Here is an 18,414-nt window from a genome sequence, read left to right on the forward strand (position 1 = left end):
ACTAGCGTGGTGAATCGTAAATTCGTCGTAATTCGTCATTCCCGCGCAAGCGGGAAGCCAGAACGGGACTCCGCCTGGACCCCCGCGTTCGCGGGGGTGACGAACTTCTGACTCAGCACACTAGAGGCGAACACATCATGAAGATCACGCGCGTGCAATGCCATATGGTGACGATTCCGTACAAGAATCCTTACCGCATGGCACCCGGCGAGACGCGGCACAAGAGGCAGATCATCGTGCTGATCGACACCGACGAAGGCATCAGCGGTGTCGGCGAGACCGGCGTCACGCTGATCGAGCGCGGGGGTGAGACGCAGGAAGCGATCTATTTCTCGATCCAGAAATACATGGCGCCTCTCATCATGGGCCTGGATCCGTTCGACATCGGGCTCGTCATCGACCGGCTCGAAGGCTTCAACCAGGGCCGCACCGGCTTTCTGTGCGCCAAGGCAGCGATCGATACCGCGCTGTACGATATCATGGGCAAGGCGGTGAATCGCCCGGTCGCGCAGTTGCTGGGGGGCATACACCGCACCAACTTCAAGGTGAGCCGCAGCCTGGGCGTGAAAACACCGCGCGAGATGGCCGAGGATGCGCAGAAGCTCAAGGCCGCCGGCTACGCGATGCTCACGATCAAGGTCGGCTTCGATGTGAAGGAGGACATCGAGCGCGTGGCAGCGGTGCGCGATGCCGTGGGCGCGAATTTCCCTCTGGAGATCGACGTGAACGGCGCCTATACGGTGGAAGTGGCCATACCGACGCTCAAGAAGATGGAGCGCTACGGCATCGAGGCGGTCGAGCAACCGGTGCCATGGTGGGATCTTCAGGGCATGAAGGAAGTGCGCATCGCACTCGATACCCCCATCACCGCAGACGAGAGCGCGTGGACGCCGCACGACGTCGTGAATATCGCACGGGCAGGGGCGGCAGATACGATCTGTCTCAAACCGGTGAAGAACGGCGGGCTGTTCCTGAGCCGGCGCATGGCTGAGATTGCAGAGGCCGCAGGCATGGGCGTGCTGACGGGCAGCAAGCATCCATTGTCGCCCGGCACGGCAGCCATTCTGCATTTCGCCGCGGCGGTGCCGTGCGTGCACGAAGTGCTCGGCTACGGCTCGCCGCTGGAGCGGCTCATCGACGACATCTGCGATCCGCCTCTGGAGATGAACACGGATGGCACGGTATCGCTACCGACTGGTCCCGGCATGGGGGTGACCGTGTCCGAAGAAAAGCTGCGCAAGTACAACGATAGCGAAGCATTGACGATCAAGTAGACGAGCAGCTTTTACATTTCAAGGTGAACGATGAACAAGCGAGTAGACAAACTCCAGATCGGCGACGTTGCGGCGGAAGGCCTGATCAATGACGAATCGTTGGCCGCGGCCCGCGCCCTCATCGGCAACAAGCTGCGTCCCGAGCAGTACTTGCGCGACGCGAGCGTGGACTCGATCAGCATCTTCGCCAATGGCGTCGGCGATCTGAATCCGCTTTATCGCGATCTCGAATACGCACGCTGGACGCGTTTCGGCGGACTGATTGCGCATCCGTGCTTTCCCTGGACGCACCACTGGCCCGGCCGTTCCTACTGGGGTCTGCCCGGCGTGCACGGCTTCGGCGTGGCGATCGACTGCGAATGGCATCGCAACGTGCGTCCTGGCGATCGCATCAACATCTGGAACCGCGTGCTCGGCGTGGAAGAGAAGCCATCGAAGTTTTCCGGCCGCATGGCGATGCAATACCTTCAATCCACGTATCTGAATCAGCGCGACGAACCGATCTGCACCGCCCTGGGCCTCACGGCTCGGCACGAGCGCAAGGCCTCGCGCGAAAAAGGCAAATACAAGGACGTGAAGACCTACGTCTACACGCCGGAAGAGCGCGCGCGCATCGATGAAATGGTGATGACCGAAACCGATCGTATCCGGGGCGCAAACACGCGCCATTGGGACGACGTGCAGGTCGGCGACAAGATCGACGAGATCGCGCGCGGTCCGCTATCGATGTCCGACACGATGGCCTTCGTGATTGCCTCGGGGCGCGGTGCGGCGCATGGTGCGCTGCTCAAGCACGCTGCCAAGCACCCCAAGCACTACATCCGCAATCAAGCCATGGGCGGTGGCGTGGAGTACACGGGCATCGGACACCATCGTGAAGAGTTCGCAAAGCACGTGGGCGTCCCTGGCATGTATGACTACCTGCCGCAGCGGGCGTGCTGGTTTGCGAGCGCCATTACCAACTGGATGAGCGACGATGGCGTCTTGAAGCGACTGCGGATGGAAGCAAGGCTCTTCAATTGTCAGGGCGACACGACCTTCATCGGCGGCACGGTGGTGAAGAAGTACGTGAAGGATCGCTGTGCGCTGATCGACATCGAGATGAAAGGTGTCAATCAGCGCGGTGAGCTTTCGTCTCCGGGATTTGCGACCGTGATGCTGCCCGCGCGTGATATCGACACCAAGCTTCCTTTCGACGGCACGGTAGTCGATCTGGAGTTGCCGCCGATCCGATAGGGATAGCGCTCATGGCCAACAACGCGATGTTTCTGGTGTGCGACATGATCAACGATCTCGTGCACGAAGACGGACCCAATGGCAAGAAGGGCGGCACGAAAGGCTACGGACCGATTCTGGCGCGGCGCAAGGTCATCGAGAACACCGCCGCAGCCATTCGGAAAGCGCGTGCCGCAAGCGTCCCGATCGGTTATGTGCGCGTCGGGTTCTCACCGGACTATCGCGAATGTCCGCCGACCTCGCGCATCTTTCAGGGTGCGAAGAAGGCCGGTCTGTTCAAGCTGGGCGAATGGGGCACGGAGGTGCATCCGGCGCTCGCACCGCAGGCTTCCGACTACGACATCGTGAAGCATCGGGTGAGCCCTTTCTACGCGACACGCCTCGAACCGATACTGCGGGCGAACTCGGTGCAGCGCCTGTACGTGTGCGGCGTATCGACTAGCGGTGCGGTTTTGTCGGCGGCCAAAGACGGCCACGACAGGGACTACGAGGTGTTCGTGCTCGAAGACTGCTGTGCAGCGCTCACCGACGAGCAGCACCTTGCCGTGATCGAACAGATGCAGCGGATGACGACGATCCTGCGCTCGTCCGAGGTCACCTTCTTGGAGGGGACATAGTATGTCGCCAGAAGCCGGTGATCCAGGCGCGGCATCGCCGCAACGCGACCTGGACCTGGTGGTGAGCTAGTACCCCCGCTCCCGATCCACCGCCGATACGAGCGGTTCACCGGCGAGAAAACACTTCGCGTTGGCGGCGAAGATTTCGGCGGCCCGGGTGCCGCGCTTCGGGTGTCCGCCGCCGATGTGCGGCAAGACGAGAATGCCTTCGGTGGTCCAGAACGGATGGGTCTTGGGCAGCGGCTCCTCGCGGAAGACGTCGAGCACGGCGCCGGCGATCGTCTTCGAGCGCACGGCGGCGATCAGGTCTTCGTCGGCGATGAGCGCGCCGCGACCGAAGTTGATGAGCCATGCCGTCGGCTTCATCGCGCGCAAGAAAGTCGCGTCGACGAGGTTCTCGGTGATCGGCGTGGTAGGCAACAGCAACACCACGAAATCCGATTGCTGCAGAACGTCGTTCAGTGCCTCCGGGCCGTAAACCTTGTCCACATGAGCAACGGGCTCGGGGGTTCGCTTCGCGCCGATGACGCGCATGTCGAGTACGGCCGCCTTGCGCGCAACCTCTTGCCCGATCGCACCCAGGCCCAGTATGCCGACCGCCTCGCGAAACTTGCGGGTGAACGCGCTCTGGTCCGAGTAGCCGCAGCTCGTCGCGATCGCCGCGATCGATTCGTCGCTTCCCGTCAACCGCTCGACCGCGGCTTCCAATCGCGTCTTCTGGATGAGCTGGCCCGCGGAGATGTGGAAGATGCGCCGGATTCGTTGCTCGAACTGATACGACGACAAACCCGCGTGTCTTGCGAGATCGCCGACGTGAAGCGCCTGATCGTACTGGGTGCGGATGCGTCCGACGGCTTCGGCCACGGGCGCGAAATGAGCGCTGCGCTCGTTGGGTCCCTGCAGATCCTTCGATACCCCGTAAAGTCCGACCACGCTGCCCTCGTGCCCCCGCAACGGCAGCTTGTTGGTGACGCACCAGCCGCACTGGCCGGTCGGATAGAAACGCAGCTCGAGCTGATCCCGGATCGCATGCCCACGGCTTAGAACCTCCTCGTCCTGCTCGCGGAAGCTTTGACCGAGCAATGCCGGAAAGACTTCGTCGGCCTTGCGGCCGATCAGCTGGCGCTTGTCGCTGCGCCCACAGCGTTCGACCAGCGTCTGGTTGACGACGACATACTGACCGCGGTCGTTCTTGATGAAGAAAACGACGTCCGGCAAGCGATCGAACAACGCCTCGGCGGTAAAGGGCTGCGCGAGTTTCCGGAACAACTCCGTCTGAAGCTCGGCTTCGTTCATGCTCGAATGCGATTGTGCTGAAACTGGAGTCGCCGCTGCCGAAATCGACAAGACGCCGTCTCGCTCCACCGGGAAAATTCGCGGTCGAGGAGGATTATGCCCATGCTACCCGCCCTACAAAGGCGGTGGTCAAGCGGTACTGGATCTGATCGGGGGCCACGTGCCGGTGGGGCTGCTCGGCGCCACGCCTTTTGTTGCGCATCACAAGTCGGGTCGGCTGCGCATCATTGCGTTTACATCGAAGGAGCGTTTCCCGCCGATGCCGGAGATCCCCACGCTGCGCGAGGCGGGCTTCCCGATCGATTCCACGCAATGGCTCGGTGTGCTTGCGCCGCGCGGCACGAGCGACGAAGTCGTCCAGCGCTTGCATGCCGAGATCGTGAAGGCGCTGGCGTTGCAGGATGTGCAGGACCGACTTGCCCAGTCGGCTCTGCAGCCGGTCGGCAGCACGCCTCGGGAGTTCGCCAGCGTCATCAAATCGCAGATCGAGCACTGGAGCAAGGTCGCTCAGGAGCTCGGGGTCAGGCCGGAATAGTCCCTCGGCATAGCAACGTTACGGCAATGGAACGGCTGCGGATCGTCGATTCACATACGGGCGGCGAACCGACCCGGGTGGTGGTTGACGGCGGGCCCGATCTGGGCTCGGGCCCGATCGCCACGCGCCTCGAGCGCTTCCGGAGCGAGCTCGACCACTATCGATCCGCCATCGTCAACGAACCGCGCGGCTCCGAAGTCATCGTGGGCGCGCTGCTGCTGGCGCCCGAGGACGAGTCCTGCGCAGCCGGCGTGATCTACTTCAACAACGTCGGTTACATCGGCATGTGCGGCCACGGCACCATCGGCCTGGTGACGACGCTGGCGCACCTGGGACGCATCGGCCCAGGCGAGCACCGGATCGAAACGCCGGTCGGCATCGTCACCACGACGCTGCACGACAATCATGAAGTGAGCGTGCGAAACGTGCCGAGCTGGCGCGCGCGCAAGAACGTAACCGTGCAGGTCCCCGACGCGGGAGCCGTCACGGGCGATATCGCCTATGGGGGAAACTGGTTCTTTCTGGTCGAGCACCACGGGCAGGAATTGACGCTCGCAAACGTCGGGCGCCTGACCGACTTGTGCGCGCGTATCCGCCGGGCAGTCAATGCGCAAGGCTTTCCCGAAGTCGATCATGTCGAGTTGTTCGGTTCGCCGCAGATCGCGGGCGCCCAGTCGCGCAATTTCGTGCTCTGTCCGGGCAACGCCTACGACCGATCGCCGTGCGGCACCGGCACGAGCGCGAAACTCGCCTGCCTGGCTGCGGACGCCAAGCTGGCGGAGGGCGCGGCCTGGGTACAGGAAAGCATCCTCGGCAGCGTCTTCACGGGCTCGTTCCGATGGCTCGACCGGGAAGGCGGCAAGGTGGCGCCGGTCATCCGCGGCAGGGCGTTCGTGACCGCGGAGCTTACGCACCTCCTCGACGAGGACGATCCGTTCTGCTGGGGCGTTCGTTGAGGTGAGTGGACATGTCGTCGTCATCGGCGCCGGGGTCGTCGGTCTGTGCAGCGCGCTTTACTGCGTGCAACGCGGCTGGCGCGTGACGGTCGTGGAGCGACAGCCCGAGCAGCGCGACGGCTGCTCTTTCGGCAACACCGGTCTGATCGTTCCGAGCCATTTCGTGCCGCTCGCGGCGCCAGGCGTGGTATCCCAGGGGCTCAAGTGGATGCGCGATCCCGGCTCGCCTTTCTACGTGCAGCCGCGAGCATCGTGGGACTTGATCGACTGGGGGTTCAAGTTCTGGCGGGCAGCGAAGGCCGAGCACGTGCGCCGCGCGGCGCCGGTGCTGCGCGATCTGAGCTTGGCGAGCCGCGAGTGCTACCAGGCGCTTGCCGACACCGACAATGACTTTCAACTCGCCCGGACCGGCGTCCTCGTGCTCTGCAAGACCCTGCAAGCGCTCGACGACGAAGCCGAAGTCGCGAACCATGCGGCTGCGCTCGGTTTGCGCGTCGAAGTGCTCGATGCCGCCGCCACCGCGGCGCTCGATCCCGGCGTACGGATGGACGTGGCGGGCGCGGTCCACTTTGCGCAGGACTGCAATCTCGTCCCCGAGCGCCTGATCGCCGGGCTGCAGCGCCGTCTGGCGGCGCATGGCGTACGCTTTGCATGGAACACCGAGGCGGTTGGATGGCAGCTCGACGGTGAGCGGATCGCCGCCGTGAAGCTGGGCGCAGAGGCGGAAATCGGAGCGGACGCATTCGTGCTTGCCGCGGGCTCATGGTCGAGCGAGCTGGCACGCAGCCTCGGTCTCAAACTGCCGTTGCAGGCGGGCAAAGGCTACAGTCTCACTTTGGCGCACCCGCGCCAGTCGCCGAGGATGTGCGCGATACTGGCTGAGGCGCGCGTGGCGGTCAGCCCGATGGGCGGCGCATTGCGATTCGGCGGCACGATGGAGATGTGCGGGCTCGACGAGAGCGTGAATCCGATCCGGGTTCGCAGCATCGTCGCTGCGGTGCCGCGCTATTACCCCGATTTCACGCCGGCGGATTTCGACGGGATTCGGCCGTGGCGGGGGTTACGTCCATGCTCGCCGGACGGTTTGCCCTATGTCGGGCGGACATCGCGCTGCGCCAATCTGGCCATCGCAACCGGACACGCAATGCTCGGTGTCACGCTCGGTCCGATCACCGGCCAGCTGGTCGCACAGGTTTTATCCGGCGAGCAGCCCGAGCTCGATCTGACCCTGCTTTCGCCCGATCGCTACCACTGATCGACCTTGGAAAGGATCTTCGCGATGAAATGGACTGGCGTGATTTCGGCGATCACCACTGCGTTCCACCCGGACTACAGCGTGGATCATGCATTCCTGGCGAAGCATGCGCAATGGCAGGTCGCACAGGGGTGCGAGGGCGTCGTCGCCTTGGGCTCGCTCGGCGAAGCCGCGACTCTCACGTTCGACGAGAAGGTCGCGATCCTGAAGACCCTCGTCGCCGCGCTGGGTGAGAAGCCCGTCGTTGCGGGCATTGCGGCGTTGAGCACGGCCGAGGCGGTCGCGCTGGCGAAAGCTTCCGAGCAGGTGGGGTGCGCTGCATTGATGGTTCTGCCGCCCTACGTCTACAGCAGCGATTGGCGGGAGATGAAGGCGCATGTGCAGGCCGTGGTGCGGGCGACGCGCCTGTCCTGCATGCTCTACAACAATCCGATCGCCTACAAGACGGATTTTCTTGCGACCCATATCGCCGAGCTCGCCGCCGAGAACGAAAACCTGCATGCCGTGAAAGAGTCGAGCGGCGACGTGCGGCGCATCACGGCCGTCAAGGCGCTGTGCGGGGAGCGCCTGGCGCTGTTCGCGGGCCTGGACGACATGGTCGTGGAGGCGGTGCGCATGGGCGCCGTGGGCTGGATCGCCGGCCTGGTGAACGCATTGCCGCGCGAGTCGGTGGTGCTATTCGATCGCGCCAGGCGCGGCGAGACGGAAACGGCGGACGCGCTTTATCGCTGGTTCCTGCCGCTTCTGCGCATGGATACCTTGCCGAAGTTCGTGCAACTCATCAAACTCGTGCAGCAGGAGGTCGGTATGGGCAACGAGCGCGTGCGTCCTCCGCGGCTCGTGCTGGCTGGCGGCGAGCGCGAAGCGGCGCTCGCAACGCTGAAGGCGGCGCTGGCGAGCCGTCCGAACCTGTGAGCACGCGGCGACCCTCGACCTCTTGAACGGGTGGAACACAAAAATGCGGATCAGACTGCTCGGCACCGGAACACCCACGCCGTCGTTGAAGCGCATGAGCTCCGGCTACCTGGTCGAGGTCGGCGAGCGGAAAATCCTGTTCGATTTCGGCCCGGGCGCCTACCACCGGCTGCTCGAGTCGGGCGTAAAGCCCACACAGGTCACGGACATATTCTTCACTCACCTGCACTACGATCACTGCCTCGACTACATCCGGCTGCTGATGACGCGCTGGGACCAGGGTGCCGACAAGATCCCCGAGCTGAATGTCTACGGACCCGCGCATACCGCGCGGATGACCGAGCTCGTCGTCGGAGAAGGCGGCGTGTTCGGCCCGGATCTCGCGGCGCGCACCGAGTTGCCGATGAGCCAGGCGGTGTTCGTGGCGCGCGGCGGGACGCTGCCGCGCTCGAAACCGCGTCCGGTCGTGCGCGAAATCGCTGCCGACGACGTGGTCGACTGCGGTCCGTTCAGCGTGCGTGCGCGCGCGGTCATTCACGCCCAGCCGATTCTGGATTCCCGCTTGCGCGGAAATGACGAATCGCGACGAATTTGCGATTCGCCACACGAGCCGGGACAACGCGCAGGCTGTTCGAAGTCGAAACCAGGGAGTACCGTACGCTATTCCCACTTCCGGACTGCCGAGGGAGACGTTGCCATGGCGGCGAAAACGATGTTCGAGAAGATCTGGGCGAGCCACCTGATTGCGGCGGAGGAAGGCGAAGCGCTGCTGTACGTGGATCGCCTGTACGTGCACGAGGGCTCGTCGCACGCGTTCGCCGCGCTCGATGCATCCAACCGCAAGCTCGCGCGGCCGCGCCAGGTGTTCGCGCACGCCGACCACTACGTCCCGACGGCAAGCCGCGCGGGCGGCGTCGACGCCATTGCGATTCCCGAGATCCGCAACATGGTGAAGCTGCTGGCGGCGAACACCGCCCGGCACGGCGTGACGCTGTTCGGTATCGACGATCCGCGCCAAGGCATCCTGCACGTGGTGCCGCCGGAACAAGGCATCACCCAGCCGGGGCTGCTCATCGTCGGCGCCGACTCGCATACGTCCACGCATGGCGCATTCGGCGCGCTGGCGTTCGGCGCCGGCGCATCGGACGTGAAGCATGTCATGGCGACGCAACGGACCTGGCAGCGCAAATCGGCGACGCTGTGCATCAGCGTCGGCGGCGCACTCGGCCCCGGCGTTTCTGCCAAGGACGTGATCCTCGCCATCATCGCGAAGATCGGCGTCTTCGGCGGTGCGGGCCACGTCATCGAATACGCGGGCAGCGCCATCACCGGGTTGACCATGGAAGGGCGCATGACGCTCTGTAACATGTCCATCGAGGCCGGCGCGCGCGCGGGCATGGTCGCTCCGGACGAGGTCACCTACGCCTACATGGAAGGGCGGCCCTATGCCCCGAGGAGCGGCTCGGGATGGGCGCAGGCGCTGGCGTTCTGGCGTTCGCTTCCGAGCGACGCGGGTGCGGCGTTCGATCGCGAGGTTGCGCTGGATGGCGCCGCGATCGCCCCGATGGTGACGTGGGGCACGAACCCGGAGCAGGCGACGCCGGTCACCGGCCAGATCCCGGACATGCGAAACCTGGATGTCGAGCTGCGCAGCGAGTACGAAGCCGCGCTCGACTACATGGGATTGCAGCCCGGCATGCCGCTGCAGGATATCGCGATCGACCGCGTGTTCATCGGCTCCTGCACCAACTCGCGCATCGAGGATCTGCGCGCGGCCGCCGCGGTGGCGCGGCTCGGCAGGGCGGTGATTCCAGCCTGGGTAGTGCCGGGATCCGGCACCGTCAAGGCTCAGGCCGAGAAGGAGGGGCTGGATGCGGTCTTCCGGGCGGCGGGGTTCGAATGGCGCGAACCGGGCTGCTCGCTCTGCACCGCGCTCAACGGCGATCAGTTGAAACCAGGCGAACGCTGCGCCTCGACCTCGAACCGGAATTTCCGCGGCCGCCAGGGCATCGGCGGCAGGACGCACCTGCTAAGTCCGGCGATGGCGGCCGCGGCGGCGCTCAAAGGTCGTCTGACCGACGTGCGCGAGCTGCTCCAGTAGCGCAGGCACGATGGAACCCTTTACCCGACTCATCGCCATCGCGGCGCCGATCGACGAGCCCAACGTCGACACCAATCAGCTTTGCCCGACGCGCTTCAACAAGGTGCCGCGGGGACCCGGACACCGCAACATCCTGCTGCACGACCGGCGCTTCAACCCGGACGGCTCCGAGAAGGAGCACCTGCTCAACGTCGCGCCGTTCGATCGCGCGCAGATCATCGTCGCCGATCGCAACTGGGGCGGTGGATCGTCGCGCGAGAGCGCGGTCTACGCGCTGTACGAGTTCGGTATCCGCTGCGTGATCGCACCGAGCGTCGGCGACATCCACGCCAACAACTGCGCGAAGAACGGCCTGCTGACGGTGGTGCTGCCGGAGGCGGAGTGCGCGGCCATGCGCAAGCACCTGCGCGAGCACCCGGGGGCGACCGTCAGCGTCGACCTCGCGGCCCAGACGGTCACCGATCCGCAAGGAAAGGTCATGCACTTCGACATCCATCCGGTGCGCAAAGTGCCTGCTGGAAGGTCTCGACGATATCGCGCGCACGGCGCAGTACGACGATGCCTTCGAATCGTTCGAGCGCGCATATCGTTCGCAACGTCCGTGGCTGTATCCGCCTTCATAGGCGACGCCGGCTTTCCGGTCGGGCCGGTGGCGCGCCGCAGCTGGCGCACAAGAGGACGCCATCGCCAGCAGGCTTGGCGATGGTCAGGGGCGCCTGCAGGAATCGGACCGATGGACGCGCGCACCGCCTTCGAATACAGTCGTTGCTGTTGATCATCGAGTCCCCCATGAACGCTGCGAATCGGAGCTGCGCGGAAACGCTTCGCGTCTACGGTAATCTTTCGTTGTTGGAGATGGCGCCGGTATTGCTGGCCGCCGAGCAGATCCATGCCGGCAAGACATTGCTCAGCCACGGCAGCGTGATGGCGCTGTGGGGTAAGGCGAGCGATCTTGCCAGCCTGAAATCGGCCGGCCAGGCCGACATCGCGCTCAATTCCGAGACCCAGGCGCTGCGAGGCTCGGCCGATCATCCGGACCTGCGGTTTATTTTCACGGTTGCCGAATGCCCTTATCGTATCGTCGCTCGTCGCTCGGCAGGCATCGTCCGGCTGGCCGACCTGCGCGGCAAGCGGGTGGGAACGCAGCTCGAGTCCTCCGCGGAATTTTTCCTCGACGCGATGTTGCGCAGCGTCGGCCTCACGGCGGACGATGTCGTCCGCGTGCCCTTCATGGCGCACACGCAAGCGCCGATCAAGCTGTTGCCGCAGGCGCTGCGCGACGGCCAGATCGATGCCGTCGCGCTGTGGGAGCCGCAGGTGCAAAACGCCAAGATGGCGATCGGAGCCGACGCCATAGCGTTCTACGATCCCGCGGTCTACACCGAGAAGTTCTGCCTCTGCACCACGCAGGCGAATCTGGACGATCCGGTGATGCGGCCCAAAATTGTCGCTTTCGTGCGCTCGCTGATCGCCGCGACGCGGCGTTTGAAGATCGAACCGGAAATCGGTTGGCGCCTGGTGGCGCAGGCGGCGGAGCTGGACGTGGAAACCGTTCGCAGCGCGTGGCCCTACTTCGACTACGTGGGCAGGCTGGCCACCGACCTGCTGGATGTTTTCGTGCGCCAGGAGCCATGGATCGCCAGGACGCAGAATCGCTCGCCGCGCACGCGCGAAGCGCTCGCCGCGCTGATCGATGACAGCGTGGTGCGCGAGGCGCAGGCCGGCTGACGCGTCAGTTTTTCTTCAGCCCGAGTGCTGCCACGACTTTGCCCCACCGGCGCATTTCGGACTCGATCAGGCTGCCGAATTCCTCCGGGCTGGTGAGCACGATGTCCACCGCCATGGCGCGCATGCGTTCGATGCTGGCCGGCGAACGCATCACTTTGCTGCGAGACATTTCTCCTCCGTCTGACTTAAACTAGGCGAAATTACCCGACTCGAACAGGCCGGATATCGCTCCGTGTTCCGCGGCATGCGCGAACAAGAGTAACTGGGCACGAGGTCCTGCAAGACCGGTTTTCCGCCGATTCCGCAATCACCAAAGCCATTGACCAGGCAGAATGGCCTCGCGCAGCGCACATAAAGCCGTCATCCTCAGCGCCGGCCAGGGCAGCCGGCTTCTTCCTCATACCGAGCACATCCCGAAGTGTCTGCTGCCGCTCAACGGACGCAGCATGCTCGAGTGGCAGCTGCACGGTCTGGCCGAAGCGGGCGTGCGCGAGGCCGTGGTCGTCACCGGCTTTCGCGACGATCTCGTGCAGCGCGAGATCGAGAACCGGGCTCCCCGGTCGCTGCAGGTACGCACGCTTTTCAATCCCTTCTACAAGCTCGCCGACAATCTCGCGAGTTGCTGGATGGCGCGTACCGAGCTCGCCGGTGCCTGCCTGATCCTGAACGGTGACACCCTGTTCGAGCCGGAAATCGCACGCCGCCTGCTGGCAGCGCCGGGGGCCGCAATCACGGTCACGATCGACCGCAAGCCGAGCTACGATGCCGATGACATGAAAGTGTGCGAGCAGGGCGGGCGCCTGGCCGCCATCGGCAAGACGTTGCCCGCCGCCGAGGTCACGGGCGAGTCGATCGGCTTCCTGCGCTTCGATGCCGCGGGTGCGGCCCGGTTCGTCGTAGAGCTGGAACGCATCATGCGCACTGCGGAGGGCGCGAAGCTCTGGTATCTCTCGGCCATCGATCGCCTGGCGAAGGCGGAGGTGGACGTGCGGGTGGAATCGATCGAGAAGCTGCAGTGGGCGGAGCTCGACTTTTCCGCGGACCTCGTGCGCTGCCGCGCACTCACTGCCGCCTGGATTGCCCAGCGTCCGCTGCCCGACGAGGGCGAGCCGAGTTTCGCCGGGCTCAGAGGTTAGCGGCGAGCGAGCGTACGAGCTCGAGGTCGGCAGGCTTGTCGACATCGATGGCCGCGCGGCCGTCCGCCAGTTCCACGACGCGAACCTGAGCACCGCAAAGCGCCTCCAGCCGCGCCAGCGCATCCCCGAGGCGCAACTGTCCGATCCGGTAGCGCAGCGCCGTTCCTATCCCCAGCCGCAGCATCATCTTGAGCGGCGACTTGCGATGCGCCTCGATCTCGCGCCATAGATGCACCACGCGCGCGGCGGCCGGGCGCTGGAAGAAAAAAAGATTGCAGCCGGAAAACTCGCCGTCGGCAAAGCGAAGGTAGGTGCGCTGCGTGCCGGGCGCGCAGGCAAGCACCGCGTTCTTGCGCGCCAGCGCGGCGACCACATCGGCCTCGGGCGGGCAGGCGTCGATGAACGCCTGCAGCCACTGCGGCATGAGGAGCGCATGATCCGCGGTGGTGGCGATGAGCGGCGTGCCCTCGCGCTCGAGCACGGCGGCAACGCTCGCGCTCGGGCTCTCCGCGGCCGGCACGGTGATGATCGGCTTCGGACACTGCGGCGCACGCAATCCGGAAAGCGCCGACAACACCTCGGGTCTATCGATCGCAATCAGGATGCGCCCTACCTCGGGCACGGCGGCGAGCGCGGCCACGACGCGTTCGATCATGCTGCGGCCGTCGACCTCGATCAGCGCCTTGTGGCTCACGCCCGCGTGCCTTGCGAGGGCATCCCCGCCCGGTCGGCTGGCCGCGAGCACGAGGGCGTTCAGACCATCGGCCGCCTTCAAGCGAGCGCCTTCTCGTAGAGCCGGTAAGTTTTGTACGCAGTTGCGCCGAGCGATTCGATGACCCGCCGCATAGGCCAGTTGTCCTCCAGGATCCAGGAGAGCTCGACCTGTTTCACGCCGCGCGCCCGGGCGCCGTTTCGCAGCCGGTCGATGATGAGGAACGCGATCAGTCCGCCGAGCACGCCGCCCTGATATTCCGGGCGGATACCCATCAGCGGCACGCGCGCGCTGCGGGTCCCGCGCTTGAGGCGAAGGAGCAGGCGCAGCCAGTTGAACGGCAGCAGGCGGCCCTCGAAGCCGGTGATCGCCTCGTTCAGGTTGGGCAGCAGCACGCCGAATCCGACCGGATTTCCATGCATCTGCGCGATCGCGACGCAGCTCGGGGCGATCAGGGGTTTGAGCTCCTTCGCCATGTGCCGGATCTCGGCCTCGGTGAACGGAATGAAGCCCCAGTTGGCGGACCAGGCCACGTTGAAGATGTTCGTGACGAGGTCGAATTCCTGCATGTAACGGGCCGCATCGAGGCCGCGCACCTCGAGCGTCGCGGGCGTTCGCGTGTCGATGAGCCGGCGCGCGGCCGGCGGCAGATCGTGCTCGATGTCGTACAGATACGCGATCGTGTCCTTGGCCTTGACGTAGCCGCAGGCCTCCAGGCGCTGCGCCGCGTACGGCGGGTCGTGCGCCATCATCATCATCGGCGGCGTTCCGAAGCCATCGACGAGCAGCCCGCTTTCCTCGTTGATGGACAGATTGAACGGGCCGAGCGCGCGCCGGCGCCCGCGCGCGCACAGCCACGCCTCCGCCGCCGCGAACAGCCCGCTGAATATCCCGGCGTCGTCCTCGGCCGCCACCAAACCGAAATGTCCCTCTGTGTCCGGCGCGAGCCGGTCGACCTGGGCGCTGATGCGCCCCACGTCGCGGCCTGCGCGTTGCGCCAGGAAGAATTGCGCTTCAGCGTGCTGGAAGTACGGATTCTTGCGCGGCGAAAGTGCCTGACTGCGCTCGAGGTGCAGCGGCGCAACGAAGCAGGGATCGTTGGCGTAGAGACGTTGGGGTAGCCGGATGAAGCGATCGAGCTCCGCGCGCGTGCGTACGGGGACGACGGAGACTCCGCTCATCGCGGCTTGGGCCGCGCAGGACGAGGAGACAGGAATCCGAGCCAGACGGTGCGTACCGTGTGCCATGCGAACGTAAGCCCCTGCCAGGCAGTCACGAGGATCAATCCCGCGTTGCCCGCGCCGATGAGAAGCGCGAGCGCCATGATGGTCATGGTGATGTTGCGCCGTGCAATCACGGAGCGGGCGAGCGTGTCGAGGCGTGTCGCGGCATGCAGCGCGAAACCTATCCTGCGCTTGGCCACGGCGAGCACCAGCCGGTCGGCGATGTAGAAAACGATGAGCCAAATCGCAGCCACGTACAGTGGATCGCTCGCTGTGTGCGCGCCCAGACCCCAGGCCCAGGCGAAATACCAGAAGGGCGGGTGCACTTGATCCAGCCCGTGATCGAGCACATTGCCTATCTTGGAATCGGTAAAGGTCAGGCGCGCCACCTTGCCGTCGACGCTGTCCAGGATGCTCATCGCGTAGGCGCAGGCGAAACCGGCGAGCCAATGCCCGCCTGCCCAAAGCGGAACGGCCGCGAACGCGAGCACCACCGACAGCGCTGTCAGCACATTGGGATGAATCCGCAAGGCCGTGCACAGCCGCACCAGCGGCCACACCAGCGGCGGATACACCCAGCGCGTCAGAAGGTCGGTCGAGCCCTTGTAGTTGTCCCAGAAAAGCCGCCTTTCGAGCCGGCTGCGCGTGGCGCGGTCTTCGACCGCGTATTGCCACCAAGGCAGCGAGCGCCGCAGCTTGTCGATGTAAGCGGGAAACGTGCGCTCGTCCAGCGGCGCGATGCGCCCCGAGGCGAGCAGCGCGTCGGCCACCGCTTGCAGGCTGGTCGCGTCGGGCGGTATCGCATCGGCGTGCGAGCGATCCAGGCGCAGGGCCGTGGCGCGCTGCGCACCTTCGCCGCGCGAAGCGACGCAGGGGCCCGACGAGGCAAGAAAACGGATGAGGCGCGGGTCGGTGACGTGCGATCCATCCAGCACGACGAGCGGGCCGGCCGCTTCGACGAGTGCGCGTCGCAGGCGTGTTCCCAACGGCGATGCGTCCGGATCGATTTGCGCACCGGCCCATGAAGCGTCCGCGGCCCCCGCTCCGGACAGCGTCACCGTGTCGCCGGGCGCCAAGCGGCCGACGCTGCGGCGCAGGCGCTCGAGCGGCGGCACGCCGAACAATGCTTGGGCGCGTGAGAGATTGCCGGTCTCGATCCAGAGATTCATCTTCCCTCGGAAAAATGTAGTTGCAGCAGGCCGATGGCCGAGAACAGCAACGGCGCGGCGAGCGCGGCGACGGCAGCGGGCACGCGCCCGCTGGTCCCGAGCGCCCCCATGAAGCCGTCACAGAGCAGGAAGGCGAGGCCGAGCCCGAGCACGAGCAGCAGAGCCCCACCGCCGTCGCTGCGTCGAGGCAGGCCGCGCGCCGCCGGCAATGCGAGCAGCAGCATGATGAAAGGGGCGAGTGGTGCCACGAATGAGCGAAAGAGCGCGGTCTGGTAGTAGCTGAGCGGTTGACTGGCGGCGCGTTCGCCGCCGATGACGTCGAGCAGCATGACGCTGGAGAGCTTCGGGCGCGCGATGTCGGCGAGCCGCACGTCGTCCGGGCTGAGATTGGTCGTCCATGTCCGCACGGGCTCGTTGCGGGCTGGCGCCTGCCCGCCGGGCGTATCCAAGCGCTCGACGTCTTCGAGATGCCAGGCGCCTTGCTGCCAGTGCGCCGTTTGGGCGGAAATCCGCTCGGAAAGCAAGGCGTCTTCGCCAAGAATGTAGATGCGCACGCCGGTGAGGCGCTCGCCGTCGGGCGACGCGGCCAGGTAGGAGACCGGTCCTGCGCTCGTGCGGATCCAGCTCGACCGCGGCGAATCGTCGTGCGGCGCCGTGGCGACCCACCACGACTGGAGCGCGGCCTCCGCCTCCGGCACCACGCCCTGCGACAACACGACATACGCCGCCGCCACGACCAGCGGGACGGGAAGCAGGTACGCCACGATCTGCTTCAGATTGACCCCCGCGGTCCGGATCGCGACCATTTCGTGGTTTCGCGCGAGGTCGTGGAACGCCCACATGGCGCCGAGCAACGCCGCCAGCGGCAGCGCCACCACGACCTGGCTCGGCGATCGCAGCGCGGCATAGTAGGCGAGGCCCCCGATGCCCAGGTCGCGGTCCAGCACGTCGGTGGTCATGTCCATCAACTCGAGCACCTGCATGAGCGCGATGAAAAACCCGGTCAGCATGAGCGTGTGGACGGCGACGCGCCGGCGCAGATAGGCCGCAAGCGCGCCTGTCATCGCTGCCTTCCGGGTGCGCGGCGGCGCAAGCGCTGCAACGTCTCCCTCAGGCGGCTCTCCGCACGGGTGAGCGGATTATCGCCCGGCCAGGCGAGGCTACCCCGGAACAGCCACAGGCAAAGGGCCGCGAACACGATCAGCGGCGTCCAGACCGCCAGCGCCGCGTCGGCGCGGCCGCTTTCCGCCAGGCTTTCGCCGAACTGCAAACTGTGGTTCAGCACGAGCAGGGCGAGCGCAGTGAATACCGCGCCCAGCGCACGCCGGCCGCGCTTTGCCGCCATGCCGAGCGGGATGGCGAGAAGCGGCAGCAGGGGCAGTACGAACGATCGTGCCAGACGGCCGTGGAATTCTCCGGCGAGGCGCTGCGGCGACAAGTCGGTCGTGTCGCGGTCGTGCATCCCTGCCCAGAGCTCGGGCAGCGTCAGCTCGCGCACGGAATTGCCCCGCGCGCGAAACGGCGGTGGGGCAGGACTGAAATCCGCGTTGATGACGGCTTTCACGAAGCGTCCGAACCAGGCCTTGCCTGGCTCGTACTCCCGCATCATCTGGCCGTCTTCGAGCTCGAGCAGCAGGCGCCCGTCGGCGGCTGGAACGAGCCGCCCGCGAGGCGCCGTCGTGACTTCCTCCCCGTTGCCGACGCGGCGGTGTACGAAGACGCCTTGCAGGCTCCGCTTGTCGGGGGCTACCGACTCGGCGTGGAACACGAAGCCGCGCCCGGCGTCGCCGAACCGATTCTCTTCCACACGGGCGTCCCATCGGGCGTGCAGGGCCTCGTGCACGGAAGCGCGGTAGGCGTAGCGGCTGAGCGGCTGCAGATGACCGAAGAGGTAGAGACTGAATGCGGCGAGCGCGATCGAGAGCGCGAAGTACGGCACCGCGACGCGCATCAGCGAGCGGCCCGAGGCGAGCACGATGTCGAGCTCGCTGTCGTCGCTCAGCCGGGCCAGCGCCAGGAACATGGCCACGGTGAACGCCGCCGGCAGCGCGACGCCGAGGTAGTGCGGCACGAGCTGGGCCGCCATCGTGAATACCGACGAGACCGGAGCCCCGGTAGCCGCGACCAGATCGAATAGCCGCAGCAAGCGCTCGAGCAGCTGAGCGATCAGGATGGCGCCGAGAACGAAGGCGAGCGGGGCCGCAAGCGCCCGCAGCATGTAGAAGTCCAGCCGGTACGCGACCCTGAGGCTCAACTAAGAC

Annotated in this window: 16 protein-coding genes and 1 pseudogene; 11 read left to right on the forward strand and 6 right to left on the reverse strand. The window is 65.8% G+C overall.

Going from position 1 to position 18,414, the window contains the following annotated elements; translation table 11 throughout:
* The first annotated feature begins 137 nt into the window (after positions 1 to 137).
* Genes GEV05_15510 through GEV05_15520 form a run of 3 tightly spaced genes read left to right on the forward strand, consistent with a single transcriptional unit; the run spans position 138 to position 3,127 of the window.
* Positions 138 to 1,274: a hypothetical protein gene (locus GEV05_15510; GenBank protein ID MPZ44775.1), complete on the forward strand. Its 1,137-nt coding sequence runs from the start codon at positions 138 to 140 to the stop codon at positions 1,272 to 1,274.
* 30 nt (positions 1,275 to 1,304) lie between these two features.
* Positions 1,305 to 2,510, forward strand: coding sequence for an acyl dehydratase (locus GEV05_15515; GenBank protein MPZ44776.1), 1,206 nt, complete (start codon positions 1,305 to 1,307; stop codon positions 2,508 to 2,510).
* 11 nt (positions 2,511 to 2,521) lie between these two features.
* A complete protein-coding gene (locus GEV05_15520) occupies positions 2,522 to 3,127 on the forward strand; it encodes an isochorismatase family protein (protein ID MPZ44777.1) in 606 nt (201 codons plus the stop codon).
* Positions 3,128 to 3,193: 66 nt separating this feature from the next.
* Here the strand turns inward: GEV05_15520 and GEV05_15525 are convergent, their stop codons facing one another.
* Positions 3,194 to 4,423 carry a PAS domain-containing protein gene (locus GEV05_15525; GenBank protein MPZ44778.1) on the reverse strand — a complete coding sequence of 410 codons (1,230 nt, stop codon included), beginning with the start codon at positions 4,421 to 4,423 and terminating at the stop codon, positions 3,194 to 3,196.
* Between GEV05_15525 and GEV05_15530 the strand changes: the two genes are divergently transcribed.
* The 8 genes and pseudogenes from GEV05_15530 (at position 4,422) to GEV05_15565 (ending at position 13,049) form a co-directional block, all read left to right on the forward strand.
* The gene (locus tag GEV05_15530; protein ID MPZ44779.1) at positions 4,422 to 4,958 is read left to right on the forward strand and encodes a hypothetical protein; all 537 of its coding nucleotides are present in this window, start codon (positions 4,422 to 4,424) and stop codon (positions 4,956 to 4,958) included. The genes GEV05_15525 and GEV05_15530 overlap by 2 nt on opposite strands.
* Positions 4,959 to 4,984: 26 nt before the next feature.
* Positions 4,985 to 5,914 (forward strand): hydroxyproline-2-epimerase, encoded by a 930-nt coding sequence (locus GEV05_15535; GenBank protein ID MPZ44780.1) that lies wholly within the window; start codon positions 4,985 to 4,987, stop codon positions 5,912 to 5,914.
* A 1-nt stretch (position 5,915) separates the two neighbouring features.
* On the forward strand, positions 5,916 to 7,169 hold the full coding sequence (locus tag GEV05_15540) for an FAD-dependent oxidoreductase (protein ID MPZ44781.1): 1,254 nt from the start codon (positions 5,916 to 5,918) through the stop codon (positions 7,167 to 7,169).
* 24 nt (positions 7,170 to 7,193) lie between these two features.
* The gene (locus GEV05_15545; GenBank protein ID MPZ44782.1) at positions 7,194 to 8,084 is read left to right on the forward strand and encodes a dihydrodipicolinate synthase family protein; all 891 of its coding nucleotides are present in this window, start codon (positions 7,194 to 7,196) and stop codon (positions 8,082 to 8,084) included.
* Between the two features lie 43 nt (positions 8,085 to 8,127).
* Positions 8,128 to 10,185, forward strand: coding sequence for a 3-isopropylmalate dehydratase large subunit (gene leuC / locus GEV05_15550; protein ID MPZ44783.1), 2,058 nt, complete (start codon positions 8,128 to 8,130; stop codon positions 10,183 to 10,185).
* A 10-nt stretch (positions 10,186 to 10,195) separates the two neighbouring features.
* A pseudogene (gene leuD / locus GEV05_15555) lies at positions 10,196 to 10,808 on the forward strand (3-isopropylmalate dehydratase small subunit).
* Positions 10,744 to 11,913: an ABC transporter substrate-binding protein gene (locus GEV05_15560; protein ID MPZ44784.1), complete on the forward strand. Its 1,170-nt coding sequence runs from the start codon at positions 10,744 to 10,746 to the stop codon at positions 11,911 to 11,913. The pseudogene leuD and the gene GEV05_15560 overlap by 65 nt, the downstream one beginning before the upstream one ends.
* A 332-nt stretch (positions 11,914 to 12,245) precedes the next feature.
* Positions 12,246 to 13,049, forward strand: coding sequence for an NTP transferase domain-containing protein (locus tag GEV05_15565; GenBank protein ID MPZ44785.1), 804 nt, complete (start codon positions 12,246 to 12,248; stop codon positions 13,047 to 13,049).
* Here GEV05_15565 and GEV05_15570 read toward each other — a convergent pair.
* The 5 genes from GEV05_15570 to GEV05_15590 are packed head-to-tail and all read right to left on the reverse strand — an operon-like array spanning position 13,039 to position 18,407.
* On the reverse strand, positions 13,039 to 13,824 hold the full coding sequence (locus tag GEV05_15570) for an NTP transferase domain-containing protein (protein MPZ44786.1): 786 nt from the start codon (positions 13,822 to 13,824) through the stop codon (positions 13,039 to 13,041). The two genes, GEV05_15565 and GEV05_15570, sit on opposite strands and share 11 nt — an antisense overlap.
* Positions 13,821 to 14,942, reverse strand: a complete 1,122-nt coding sequence (locus tag GEV05_15575) for a dATP pyrophosphohydrolase (protein ID MPZ44787.1) — start codon at positions 14,940 to 14,942, stop codon at positions 13,821 to 13,823. Before GEV05_15575 ends, GEV05_15570 begins: the two co-directional genes overlap by 4 nt.
* Complete coding sequence (locus tag GEV05_15580) at positions 14,939 to 16,153, reverse strand: hypothetical protein (GenBank protein ID MPZ44788.1); 1,215 nt, start codon at positions 16,151 to 16,153, stop codon at positions 14,939 to 14,941. Before GEV05_15580 ends, GEV05_15575 begins: the two co-directional genes overlap by 4 nt.
* Complete coding sequence (locus tag GEV05_15585) at positions 16,150 to 17,217, reverse strand: LptF/LptG family permease (protein MPZ44789.1); 1,068 nt, start codon at positions 17,215 to 17,217, stop codon at positions 16,150 to 16,152. Before GEV05_15585 ends, GEV05_15580 begins: the two co-directional genes overlap by 4 nt.
* A complete protein-coding gene (locus GEV05_15590; protein ID MPZ44790.1) occupies positions 17,214 to 18,407 on the reverse strand; it encodes an LptF/LptG family permease in 1,194 nt (397 codons plus the stop codon). The genes GEV05_15585 and GEV05_15590 overlap by 4 nt, the downstream gene beginning before the upstream one ends.
* Positions 18,408 to 18,414 lie beyond the last annotated feature (7 nt).

This window comes from Betaproteobacteria bacterium, assembly GCA_009377585.1.
GTDB lineage: Bacteria > Pseudomonadota > Gammaproteobacteria > Burkholderiales > WYBJ01 > WYBJ01.

Excerpts from the sequence above, each read along its gene's own strand:
- GEV05_15545 (MPZ44782.1), top strand. The coding sequence starts at position 7,194 with ATGAAATGGACTGGCGTGATTTCGGCGATCACCACTGCGTTCCACCCG.
- GEV05_15525 (MPZ44778.1), bottom strand. The coding sequence starts at position 4,423 with ATGAACGAAGCCGAGCTTCAGACGGAGTTGTTCCGGAAACTCGCGCAG.
- GEV05_15510 (MPZ44775.1), top strand. The coding sequence starts at position 138 with ATGAAGATCACGCGCGTGCAATGCCATATGGTGACGATTCCGTACAAG.
- leuC (MPZ44783.1), top strand. The coding sequence starts at position 8,128 with ATGCGGATCAGACTGCTCGGCACCGGAACACCCACGCCGTCGTTGAAG.
- GEV05_15515 (MPZ44776.1), top strand. The coding sequence starts at position 1,305 with ATGAACAAGCGAGTAGACAAACTCCAGATCGGCGACGTTGCGGCGGAA.
- GEV05_15530 (MPZ44779.1), top strand. The coding sequence starts at position 4,422 with ATGCTCGAATGCGATTGTGCTGAAACTGGAGTCGCCGCTGCCGAAATC.
- GEV05_15575 (MPZ44787.1), bottom strand. The coding sequence starts at position 14,942 with ATGAGCGGAGTCTCCGTCGTCCCCGTACGCACGCGCGCGGAGCTCGAT.
- GEV05_15535 (MPZ44780.1), top strand. The coding sequence starts at position 4,985 with ATGGAACGGCTGCGGATCGTCGATTCACATACGGGCGGCGAACCGACC.
- GEV05_15565 (MPZ44785.1), top strand. The coding sequence starts at position 12,246 with ATGGCCTCGCGCAGCGCACATAAAGCCGTCATCCTCAGCGCCGGCCAG.
- GEV05_15520 (MPZ44777.1), top strand. The coding sequence starts at position 2,522 with ATGGCCAACAACGCGATGTTTCTGGTGTGCGACATGATCAACGATCTC.
- GEV05_15580 (MPZ44788.1), bottom strand. The coding sequence starts at position 16,153 with ATGAATCTCTGGATCGAGACCGGCAATCTCTCACGCGCCCAAGCATTG.
- GEV05_15560 (MPZ44784.1), top strand. The coding sequence starts at position 10,744 with ATGCCTTCGAATCGTTCGAGCGCGCATATCGTTCGCAACGTCCGTGGC.
- GEV05_15585 (MPZ44789.1), bottom strand. The coding sequence starts at position 17,217 with ATGACAGGCGCGCTTGCGGCCTATCTGCGCCGGCGCGTCGCCGTCCAC.